Source organism: Streptomyces sp. a15 (assembly GCF_059026085.1).
In genome coordinates, this window is record NZ_JBWLKM010000155.1 from 1 (window position 1) to 9,674 (window position 9,674).

At 71.5% G+C, this 9,674-nt stretch carries 9 protein-coding genes and 1 pseudogene; 6 read left to right on the plus strand and 4 right to left on the minus strand.

What is annotated here, in order from left to right; translation table 11 throughout:
• Window positions 1-154 precede the first annotated feature (154 nt).
• From AC5P09_RS50165 to AC5P09_RS50185, 5 genes are all read left to right on the plus strand, one after another.
• Window positions 155-904, plus strand: a complete 750-nt coding sequence (locus AC5P09_RS50165; protein ID WP_493880352.1) for a PIG-L deacetylase family protein — start codon at window positions 155-157, stop codon at window positions 902-904.
• Window positions 901-1,605 (plus strand): 4-carboxy-4-hydroxy-2-oxoadipate aldolase/oxaloacetate decarboxylase, encoded by a 705-nt coding sequence (locus AC5P09_RS50170; protein WP_493880353.1) that lies wholly within the window; start codon window positions 901-903, stop codon window positions 1,603-1,605. Before AC5P09_RS50165 ends, AC5P09_RS50170 begins: the two co-directional genes overlap by 4 nt.
• Before the next feature lie 32 nt (window positions 1,606-1,637).
• A complete protein-coding gene (locus tag AC5P09_RS50175; RefSeq protein ID WP_493880360.1) occupies window positions 1,638-2,714 on the plus strand; it encodes a 4-oxalomesaconate tautomerase in 1,077 nt (358 codons plus the stop codon).
• Window positions 2,711-3,661 (plus strand): catechol 2,3-dioxygenase, encoded by a 951-nt coding sequence (locus tag AC5P09_RS50180; protein ID WP_493880354.1) that lies wholly within the window; start codon window positions 2,711-2,713, stop codon window positions 3,659-3,661. Before AC5P09_RS50175 ends, AC5P09_RS50180 begins: the two co-directional genes overlap by 4 nt.
• A 128-nt stretch (window positions 3,662-3,789) precedes the next feature.
• Window positions 3,790-5,157, plus strand: coding sequence for an MFS transporter (locus AC5P09_RS50185; protein WP_493880355.1), 1,368 nt, complete (start codon window positions 3,790-3,792; stop codon window positions 5,155-5,157).
• Between the two features lie 65 nt (window positions 5,158-5,222).
• Here the strand turns inward: AC5P09_RS50185 and AC5P09_RS50190 are convergent, their stop codons facing one another.
• From AC5P09_RS50190 to AC5P09_RS50205, 4 genes and pseudogenes are all read right to left on the minus strand, one after another.
• Window positions 5,223-5,687: an MBL fold metallo-hydrolase gene (locus AC5P09_RS50190; RefSeq protein ID WP_493880356.1), complete on the minus strand. Its 465-nt coding sequence runs from the start codon at window positions 5,685-5,687 to the stop codon at window positions 5,223-5,225.
• Window positions 5,688-5,718: 31 nt separating this feature from the next.
• Window positions 5,719-5,877 (minus strand): annotated as a pseudogene (locus AC5P09_RS50195) (MBL fold metallo-hydrolase); the annotation flags it as partial.
• A 313-nt stretch (window positions 5,878-6,190) separates the two neighbouring features.
• Window positions 6,191-7,132 carry an alpha/beta hydrolase fold domain-containing protein gene (locus AC5P09_RS50200; RefSeq protein ID WP_493880357.1) on the minus strand — a complete coding sequence of 314 codons (942 nt, stop codon included), beginning with the start codon at window positions 7,130-7,132 and terminating at the stop codon, window positions 6,191-6,193.
• A gap of 97 nt (window positions 7,133-7,229) precedes the next feature.
• The gene (locus AC5P09_RS50205; RefSeq protein WP_493880358.1) at window positions 7,230-7,808 is read right to left on the minus strand and encodes a TetR/AcrR family transcriptional regulator; all 579 of its coding nucleotides are present in this window, start codon (window positions 7,806-7,808) and stop codon (window positions 7,230-7,232) included.
• Window positions 7,809-8,066: 258 nt separating this feature from the next.
• Here AC5P09_RS50205 and AC5P09_RS50210 point away from each other — a divergent pair, with 258 nt between their 5' ends.
• The gene (locus AC5P09_RS50210; protein ID WP_493880359.1) at window positions 8,067-9,509 is read left to right on the plus strand and encodes an MFS transporter; all 1,443 of its coding nucleotides are present in this window, start codon (window positions 8,067-8,069) and stop codon (window positions 9,507-9,509) included.
• Window positions 9,510-9,674 lie beyond the last annotated feature (165 nt).

The window sequence follows — 9,674 nt, forward strand, 5'->3', positions numbered from 1 at the left end:
GGCTTTCGTCCGGCACGCCGAGAGCACGCACCGGACACCGCGGGCACCGCACAGGACTTTCGAAACACCCCCTAGGGGCCGAGCACGGTCGGCGGCTAGACGGCGGCTGGAGCGCCCCGGAGGCGAACCGCCCGAACAGAGAGCGATGAGAGCAATGACGGACCCAGGCGCGCCCGCCGTCCCACGATCGACACTCGTCATCACCGCGCACGCCGGGGACTTCGTATGGAGAGCGGGCGGAGCCATCGCCCTGGCTGCCTCCCGTGGTGAGAAGGTCACCATCGCCTGTCTGACCTTCGGTGAGCGTGGCGAGTCCGCCAAGGCCTGGCGCGAGGGCAGGAAGCTGGAGGAGATCAAGGCGATACGCAGGGACGAGGCCGAGCGTGCCGCGACCACCCTGGGCGCCGAGGTCCGCTTCTTCGACGCCGGCGACTACCCGCTGCTCGTCACTCCCGAACTCACCGACCGGCTCGTCGAGGTCTACCGCGACACCCAGCCCGACATCGTGCTCACCCACCCGGCCGAGGACCCGTACAACGGCGACCACCCCGCCGCCAACCGTATGGCCCTGGAGGCCAGGGTCCTCGCCCAGGCCATCGGTTACCCCGGCCCCGGCGAGATCATCGGCGCCCCGCCGGTCTTCTACTTCGAGCCGCACCAGCCCGAGATGAGCGGCTTCAGGCCCGAGGTACTCCTCGACATCACCGAGGTGTGGGAGACCAAGCGACAGGCCATGGAGTGCCTGGGTGCCCAGCAGCACCTGTGGGACTACTACACCGACCTCGCCGTTCGCCGTGGCGTCCAGCTCAAGCGGAACGCCGGCCCCAACCTGGGCCTCGCGCACAAGACCATGGCCGAGGCGTACATGCGCCCGTACCCGCAGATCGCGAAGGAGCTGGCATGAGCGGCGTGATCGTCACCAACCCGCCGAAGGCCGACGCGAAGGACGTCGACGCCCTCGCCCAGTACGGCGTGGCCACCGTCAGCGAGGCCATGGGCCGCACCGGTCTGCTCGGGCCCGAGATCCGCCCGATCCAGCAGGGCGTACGGGTCGCGGGCACCGCGGTCACCGTGCTCAGCTGGCCCGGCGACAACCTCATGATCCACGCCGCCGTGGAGCAGTGCGGCGAGGGCGACATCCTGGTCGTCACCACCACCTCCCCGTCCACCGACGGCATGTTCGGCGAGCTGTTCGCCACCGCGCTCCAGCGGCGCGGCGTGCGCGGCCTGATCATCAACGCCGGTATCCGAGACACCCAGGAACTGCGCGACATGGACTTCCCGGCCTGGTCGCGGGCCGTCTCCGCGCAAGGCACGGTCAAGGCCACCGGCGGGTCGGTCAACGTGCCGATCGCCGTCGACGGCCAGGTGATCCGGGCCGGCGACGTGATCCTCGCCGACGACGACGGCGTGGTCGTCGTCCCCCGGGAGCGCGTACGCGCCACCGTCGAGGCGTCCGAGGCCCGCGAGGCCAAGGAGGCCAAGGCCCGCGCCGCCTTCATCGACGGGCAACTCGGCCTGGACCGCTATGGGTTGCGGGAGACGTTGAAGAGGCTCGGTGTCGAGTACAAGACGTACGACGAGTACGCGGGGGAGCGGTCGTGACCCCCGTGCCGGAGGAGGTGCCCTGTCTGCTGATGCGGGGCGGCACCTCCAAGGGTGCCTACTTCCTGGCCGGGGACCTTCCCGCCGAACCGGCCCTGCGCGACGAGCTGTTGCTGCGGATCATGGGCAGCCCCGACGAGCGGCAGATCGACGGCCTGGGCGGCGCGCACCCGCTGACCAGCAAGGTGGCCGTGGTCTCGCCCTCCGCCGACCCGCGGGCCGACGTCGACTACCTCTTCCTCCAAGTCGTCGTGGAAAACCCGGAGGTGAGTGACCGTCAGAACTGCGGGAACATCCTCGCCGGCATCGGACCGTTCGCCGTCGAACGCGGGCTGGTGGCGGCGGGGGAGGAGGAGACCTCCGTCCGGATCCGCATGGTCAACACCGGCGACCACGCGATGGCGACCTTCCCGACGCCCGGCGGCCGGGTCCGCTACACCGGGAACGCCGAGATCTCGGGCGTGCCGGGGACGGCCGCGCCGGTCGTGATCGAGTTCCCGCCGGGCGAGAACTCGCTGCTGCCCACCGGCCACGTCCGCGACGAGATCGACGGCGTACCCGTGACCTGCGTGGACAACGGCATGCCGACGGTCCTCATCGAGGCCGCCTCGCTCAAGGTCACCGGCTACGAATCGCCCGCCGAGCTGGAGGCCGACGAAGAGCTGACCGGCCGGCTCCGCACGATCCGCCTGGAGGCGGGCCGCCTGATGGGCCTCGGCGACGTCTCCAACGCGACCGTGCCCAAGCTCTCGCTGCTCGCCCCGCCCAGGGACGGCGGCGCGGTCACCACCCGCACCTTCATCCCGGTGCGCTGCCACACCTCGATCGGGGTGCTGGGCGCGGCCAGTGTCGCCGCCGGACTGCGGATCGACGGCAGCGTGGGGGCCGACCTCGCGGAACTCGACGCGGGCAGCGACCGCGTCCGTATCGAACATCCCACGGGGTTCCTGGACATCGAGAGCAGCCTCGACGCCACCCCCGACGGCCCGCCCCGCGCCCGCCGTACCGCCGTGGTCCGCACGGCCCGCAAGATCTTCGACGGCACCGTCTTCCCCAGGTCCGCCGAGACGGCACCGCTTCCCCCGCACACCCAAGGAGGTCAACGATGACTCCGCCGCTCGGCGACATCGCCCACATCGGCCACGCCCAGCTGTTCACCCCGGACCTGGACGCCAGCGTCGCCTTCTTCACCGACTATCTGGGGCTGACCGTCAACGGCCAGGACGGCGACACCGTCCGCCTGCGGACCTTCGACGACTACGAGCACCACAGCCTGGTCCTCACCGCCCGCGAGCAGCCCGGCCTCGGCCGGCTCGCCCTGCGCACCTCCAGCGAGGAGGCCCTCCAGCGCCGCGTCAAGGCGATCGAGGAGACGGGCGGCAGCGGGCACTGGGTCGAGGACGAACCCGGCCTCGGCAAGCTCTACGTCATCACTGACCCGGACGGCCACGAGCACGCCCTGTACTGGGAGAGCGAGCACTACCGGGCCCCCGAGGAGCTGAAGCCCGCGCTGAAGAACCAGCCGCAGGCCAAGCCCAACCGGGGCGTGGAGGTGCGGCGCCTGGACCACATCAACTTCCTCGCCGCCGACGTGCTCGCCAACGCCGAGTTCCAGCAGAACGTCCTCGGCGCCCGGCCCACCGAGCAGATCCGGCTCGACACGGGCACGATCGCGGCGCGCTGGCTGACGTACACGAACAAGTCGTACGACGTCGTCTACACCTCGGACTGGACCGGCTCGGCCGGCCGGCTGCACCACATCGCGTTCGCGACCGACACCCGCGAGGACATCCTGCGCGCGGCGGACCTCGCGATCGACAACGGTGTGTTCATCGAGGCGGGCCCGCACAAGCACGCCATCCAGCAGACGTTCTTCCTGTACGTCTACGAGCCCGGCGGCAACCGCATCGAGCTGTGCAACCCGCTCACGCGGCTGGTGCTGGCGCCCGACTGGCCGCTGATCACCTGGACCGAGGAGGAGCGGAAGAAGGGGCAGGCCTGGGGGCTGAAGACCATCGAGTCCTTCCACACGCACGGCACGCCGCCGGTCGCGTAGCACCCCCCCGCCTGTCGCCCCGACGCGAAGCCTCATTGCCGATGAGATTGTTGACAAAAACGTGACGAGCATCCTCGCGGGTCTCTAGCGTCGGGGCACCCCGCCCGCACGAGAGGAAAACAAGAGGGATGTCCTCCTCCCCCTCCCCCCTGTCCGCCCGCGGCAGCAGACTGGCCCTTCTGGTCGTCGGCCTGTGCTGGCTGGCCGTCCTCTTCGACGGCCTGGACATGTTCATCTACGGCTCGGTCCTGCCGCACCTGCTGGAGACGAAGACGTTCGGCCTCACCGCGGACACCGCCGGCGACCTCGGCAGCTACGCCACGTTCGGCATGCTGGTCGGCGCCCTGGCTGCCGGCACGATCGCCGACCGGATCGGCCGCAAGAAGCTGATGGTGTCCTGCGTCGTTCTGTTCTCGCTGGCCTCGGCCGTGTGCGCGATCGCCGACAGCGTCGCGGTCTTCGGCCTCGGCCGGACCCTGGCGGGCGTCGGCCTCGGCGGCCTGCTGCCCACCGCGATCAGCATGGTCTCCGACTACGCCCCGCGCGGCCGCGGCGCCATCGTCATCGGCCTGCTGATGACCGCGCACCACGCGGGCGGCATCCTCTCCGCCTACGTGGCCAAGTGGCTGGTGGACCCGGTCGGCTGGCGTGCCGCGTTCTGGGTCTGCGTGCTGCCGCTGCTCTTCGCTCCGGTGCTCGCCAGGTTCCTGCCCGAGTCGCTGAGCTTCCTGGTCGCCAAGGGGCGTGGCGAGGAGGCCCGTACGCTGGCCGCCCGCTACGACGTCGAGCTGCCCGCCGCCAAGTCCGACAAGCCGGGCGCCGCCGACCGCTGGACCAACCTGGTGAACCTGTTCCGCGGCGGCGAGTGGATCCAGACCCTGCTGTACTGGCTGGCCTCCTTCGGTGGCCTGCTGCTGGTCTACGGCGTCGCCACCTGGCTGCCCACCCTGATGCGCGCCGAGGGCTACGAACTGGGCTCCGCCCTGTCCTTCGTGGTCGTCTTCAATCTCGGCGGCATCGTGGGCATGCTGGTCGCCGGCCGGGCCGCGGACCTCCCCCACCCTCGGCTTCGCTCGGGCGGGGGGACCCCCACCGGCGCCCCGCGCATCTCGGCGATCTGGTTCGCGCTGACCGCCGCGGGCGTGTTCCTGCTCAGCGTCCACATGCCGATGACCGCGACCATGGTGGTCGTCTTCCTCACCGGCGTCTTCCTCAACAGCGCCCAGACGATGATCTACGCGACGGTGTCGATCCGCTCGAACGCGTACAACCGCGCCACCGCCGTCGGCTGGACCTCCGGCATGGGCCGCTTCGGTGCCGTCTTCGGTCCGTGGCTCGGCGGCCAGCTCCTGGCCACGGGCAACGGCGACTGGGGCTTCACCGCCTTCGCCCTCGCCGGACTGTCGTCCATGGTCTTCATCGGCATCGCCGCGGTGCGCGGCGCCCGGCAGACACCGAAGAGCAGCGCCCGGCAGGAACTCGTCAGCGCCCACTGAGCAGTGAGCTTCAGGGAGAGGGCGGACGCCGGCCACAGCAGCGGACGCGGGGCCGGCGTCCGGCGTCAGAGGTCGATGACCAGGCCCGGAGTGGCGACGTCCAAGGGGCGGACGAAGGCTTCCGCGGCTGCCTTCACGGCCTCCGAAGGGTCCGTGCCCGGCCACAGGTGCGTGAGCGACAGCCAGGCGGCGTCCGCCTGTCGGGCGTACGGGCCGGCCAGCCGTGCGGTCAGCAGGTACGGCGCGTCGGTGGGGGAGGGGACCCGGTGGATGTACGTGGCTTCGGACAAGAAGAGATCCGCGCCTTCGGCGAGGCGCGGAATGTCGTCGCTGGGACCGGTGTCGCCGGTGTAGACGAGCACGGACTCCGGAGTACGGAGCCGGATGCCGGCATCGGGCACGAAATGCGGCAACAGCCGGGTGTCGGCGGCGAACGGGCCGATCTCCGGCCGCTCGCCGGGGTGGAACCCGTGCACACGGTAGACACCGGCGAGCATGCTCGGCTTGTCGAGGGCCAGTACGGCGTCCACGGCGCCGTGGGGCGCGAAGACGGGCAACGCCGGCGGGCGGGGTGTCGCTCAACCCCCGTGCGCGCAGCAGGGCGTTGAGGTCGGCGCAGTGGTCGGGGTGGCCGTGGCTGACCAGGACGGCGTCGATCGCGTCGACCGCGGCGTGCGGGAGCAGCCGGGGCAGCGTGGCGTAACCGGGGTCGACGAGCAGCCGGAAGCCCGCGTACTCGACGAGGTAGCCGCTGCACGCCTGGTTCGGCGGTGGGCCAGGCGCCGCAGCCGCCGAGAACCGTCAGTCTCATGGCAGAACCCTGACGGCGCTACTGGACGGCCGGTTGGTGCTCAGTCCTTGCCTATCTGGTCCTGGGCCGAAAGGTGCTCCACGGTCTTGCCGGTCTCGGCGAACGTCCGCGTCACATGGCCCGAGAAGTTCGGGATCACCGCGCCCACGCCCATCGCCTGACGGCAGCGCGGGGACCGGATGCCGCCGGCTGTGGAAGGGACGGTCGGCGGCAGCCGTCTCCTCAGGAGCGGACGGCCTCGCGCACGTGACGGGCGATCAGGGCGTACGTCTCCCGCGCCTTCTCGTCGTCCGAGCCGTCGTACCCGTGGTCGGCCCCGGCCACGTCGTGATGCCCTACCAGGGAGCCCGTCTTCCGCAGCCGGTCGGCGTAGCTCTCGGCCTCCGCCCGCAGGAGGTCGTACTCGGCCGTGATCACGAGGGCCGGGGCGATGCCCGTCAGATCCGCGGTGTCGGAGGAGTGGGCGGGCGACACCAGCCGGTCGGCGCGCAGCCGGACGTCCGGGACGTACGACGTGTCGAAGATGTCGGCCATCCAGGGCCGCAGCATCGGCCGGTCGACGGCGGCCCGCTTGTGCCGCGCACCGGTCGCGAGGTCCAGCGGGGGATAGTGCAGGACCTGGAGCGCGATCGCGGGACCGCCCTCCTCCAGGGCCTGGCGCGCCACGGCCGCGGCGAGTCCGCCGCCCGCGCTCTGCCCGCCCACGGTGAGGCGACCGCCGTCCCAGCCGTGTTCGGCGCCGTGCTCGGCGACCCAGCGGACGACCTCGTACGCCTGCCTCGGCGGGGCCGGGAACGGGTGCTGCGGGGCGACCACGTAATCCACGTTGATCACCACGACCCCCGCCTGTGCGGCGAGGAAGCGGCACAGCGGGTCGTCCATCTCCGTGAGGGAGATGACGTAGCCGCCGCCGTGGAAGTTGACGTGCACCGGCGGCGCCGCCCCGCCGGCCTCCTCGGGCGCGGGCAGGTACACCGTCACCCGGGCCTCGGCGACGGACGTGGGTATGGTCAACTCCTTCACGGTGCGCGGGAATTCGGGGAAGCGGGCGTGCGAGGCCGCCGCCGAGCCGCGCCCGCTGGAACGCCGGTCGGCGAGCAGGGTCATCCGTTGCATCGTCTTGGCGGCGAGGGTGGCCACCGCCGGGCGGGCCAGGAGGGACATGTGGTTCCGTTCGCTGGGACTGCGGCGGCCCGGGGGGAGGGCCAGCGCCTGACGCGAGGAATTTATTTGAGTCAGGCAATAAAAAGCTAGGGTGATCTCAGCGGGTGGTCCGCACGCCGTCGAGGGCGACGGACAGCACCCGGTCGCGCTGGGCGTCGTCGTCGAACGTCGTCGCGGTGATGCCCGCGACCATGCGCAGCAGGTCCACGAAGTCCATGTCCGTGCGCGCCTCGCCGGCCTGCTGGGCCCGGGTGAACAGCGGGCCCCCGGCCGCGTACATGGACGCGCGGCAGGCGGCGAAGATCTCCGACTCGTCGTTGAGCGCCTCCCGCACGGCCCGCTTGGTCACCATGTAGCCCGCGAACCGGTCCAGCCAGGCCGTCAGGGCATCCCAGGGCTCCCGGTCGGCAACCTCCTCGGCGACCTGGCACAAGGCGTTGACCTCGTCCGCGTAGACGCTCTCGAAGAGATGGCGGCGGGTGGGGAAGTTCCGGTACAGCGTGCCGATACCGACGCCCGCGCGGCGCGCGATGTCCTCCAGCGAGGCCTCCGCGCCGTGCTCCGCGAAGGCCTCGCGGGCGGCGGCGAGCAGGGCGTCGTAGTTGCGGGCCGCGTCCTTCCGGTGCGGTCGGCGGGCCGCGACGATCTCTCTGACGGGGAACGGTTGGGCGGTCACGGCTGCCTCCCGGGGCTGGCTCGGTTGAAGCGGAGGGATGCCTCCGCTAGAGTGGAGGTGTACCTCCACTTTAGCAGTGCGTGGTGCGTTCGCCGTGGACGCGTGCGGCCGCACGCGTCTTCCTGCCAGTCCATCCCCTCCGCGACCGCTCACCACGGCCGCTCGGCGTCCCCGTGCCCGCCCGCAGGGCGCACCGGGTCCGCACCGACGACCGCGGTCAGAGGCTTCGGCCGCACCCTGTGTTCGGAGAGGCACTTCATGCCCCGCAAGTCCACCCGCCTCACCTTCGCGGTCCTCGCGACCGGTGCCGGCGTGTTCTCCATGCTCCAGTCGCTGATCGCGCCGGCCCTGCCGACCGTCCAGCACGCCCTGCACACCTCGCAGTCCACCGCGACCTGGGTGATGACGGCCTATCTGCTGTCCGCCTCGGTCTTCACCCCGATCCTCGGCCGCGTCGGCGACCTGATCGGTAAGAAACGCACCCTCGTCGCCGTCCTGGTGACCGTGGCCGTCGGCTGTCTGCTCGCCGCGCTCGCGCCCAGCATCGGCGTACTGATCGTCGCCCGGGTCGTCCAGGGCGTCGGCGGCGCCCTGTTCCCCCTCTCCTTCGGCATCATCCGGGACGAGTTCGCCCCGTCCGAGGTGAGCGGCAGCATCAGCAACCTGTCCGCCGTCATCGCCGCGGGCGGCGGCGTCGGCATGGTCGCCGCCGGGCCCATCGTCACCGCGCTCGACTACCGGTGGCTGTTCTGGTTCCCGGTCGGCATCGTCGCCGTGGCCACGCTCATCGCCGTGAGGTACGTCCCCGAGTCGCCCAGCCGGGCCGAGGGACAGGTCAACTGGTCCGGCGCCGCACTGCTGTCGGCCTGGCTGGTGGCCCTGCTGCTGCCGCTCAGTCAGGCGGGCGTGTGGGGCTGGGGTTCCGCCCGGGTGCTCGGCCTGTTCGCCGCCGCCGTCGCGCTGTTCGCGCTGTGGCTGTACACCGAGGCCCGCTCCCGTACCCCGCTGATCGACCTGCGCGTCATGCAGCTGCCGGCCGTGTGGACCACCAACACCGCCGCGCTCCTCTTCGGCGCCGGAATGTACTCGATCTGGTCCTTCCTGCCGGGCTTCGTGCAGACGCCCTCGTCGGCCGGGTACGGCTTCGGCGCGAGCGTCACCGCCGCCGGACTGCTCATGCTGCCGATGCTGGTCGCGATGTTCCTGTCCGGTGTGCTCAGCGGCCGACTGGAGCCGGTCCTGGGCGCCAAGACGCTCCTGACGACCGGTGCCGCGCTCGGCGCGGTGGCCTGCGGCTTCCTCGCCCTGTGGCACACCGAGCAGTGGCAGGTCGCCCTGGTCGCGGGCCTGTTCGGGCTCGGCATCGGACTCGCCTTCGCCTCCATGGCCAACCTGATCGTGGGCAGCGTCCCCGCCGACCAGACCGGCGCCGCCACCGGCATGAACGCCAACATCCGCACCATCGGCGGATCCATCGGCGCCGCCGTCACCGGCGTCCTGGTCACCGGCAACCTCCAGCCCTCGGGCCTGCCGTACGCCTCCGGCTACACCCACGGCTTCACCCTGCTGGCCCTGCTCTGCCTGGCCGCCGCTCTGGCCGCGCTGCTGGTGCCGACTCGCCGCGGCGGCCGTACGACCGGCGAGGCCCGCGCCGCCGATGAGGTGACCGCCGCGGAGCAGGAGACCGTGGCGCACGGCTGACGCGGGCACAGCGGGTCGGCCCGCACCCATGGGGTAGGGTTGACCTGCGCGCTCACACGGGTGGTCTCAAGCGGCCGACTGTGGGAGAGCGCACCGGGACGTGGCGCAGCTTGGTAGCGCACTTGACTGGGGGTCAAGGGGTCGCAGGTTCAAATCCTGTCGTCC